Origin of the sequence: Streptomyces sp. SID5910, assembly GCF_009862125.1 — a bacterium.
Taxonomy (GTDB): Bacteria; Actinomycetota; Actinomycetes; order Streptomycetales; family Streptomycetaceae; genus Streptomyces.
Genome location: NZ_WWHX01001036.1, coordinates 1 through 740, shown reverse-complemented (window position 1 = coordinate 740; position 740 = coordinate 1). Strand labels below are relative to the sequence as shown.

Genomic DNA, 740 nt, shown 5'->3' with positions numbered 1-740 from the left:
GTGCGGCGACGGGCGGGGCCGGCGGGGGCGACATCGGCTGGGGTGCGGTGGGCTGGGCGGGGGCCGCGGGCTCCTCCACCGTGACGCCGAAGTCGGTGGCGATGCCGGCCAGGCCGTCGGCGTAGCCCTGGCCGACCGCGCGGGCCTTCCACGCGCCGTTGCGCAGGTAGACCTCCACGATCACGAGTGCCGTCTCGGTGCCGAGCTGCGGGGGCGTGAAGGTGGCGAGGACGGCGTTGTCGTCCGCGTTGCGGATGGTCGCGGTCGGTTCGATGCCCTGGAAGGTCTGGCCGGCGGCGTCCGGGCTGGCGGTGACGACGATCTTCTCGATGCCCGGCGGGACGGCGGCGGTGTCGACCGTGATCGCGTCCGGGGCGGAGCCGCCGCCGGAGCGGTACGTCACGCCCTGGCCGGTGGGCTGGTTGTAGAAGATGAAGTCGTCGTCTGAGCGCACCTTGCCGTCGGCGGTGAGCAGCAGGCCCGATACGTCCAGCCGCACGGGGGCGGTGACGTCCACCGTCACGCGGGCGGCGGAGAGGGGGATGTTCGAGCCGGGGGTCATAGCTGTCATGCCGGGTGAACGAGCGGGGGCGTTTTACCGTTCCCTTACCCGGGGGCCAATCGGGTTGGGTGGATTTCGCCCCCGCCGCCCCTTCCCTTCCCGTCCCTGGGGGCTGCCGCCCCCAGACCCCCGCTTCGGCCCTGAACGGGCCTCGTCCTCAAACGCCGGACGGGCTGGA

1 protein-coding gene is annotated in these 740 nt (G+C 73.2%); it reads right to left on the bottom strand.

All coding sequences use genetic code 11. The features are described 5' to 3' along the window. Positions 1–571: TerD family protein (locus tag GTW67_RS36710; RefSeq protein ID WP_202438181.1), on the bottom strand; the 571-nt coding region annotated here is incomplete at its 3' end. Positions 572–740 lie beyond the last annotated feature (169 nt).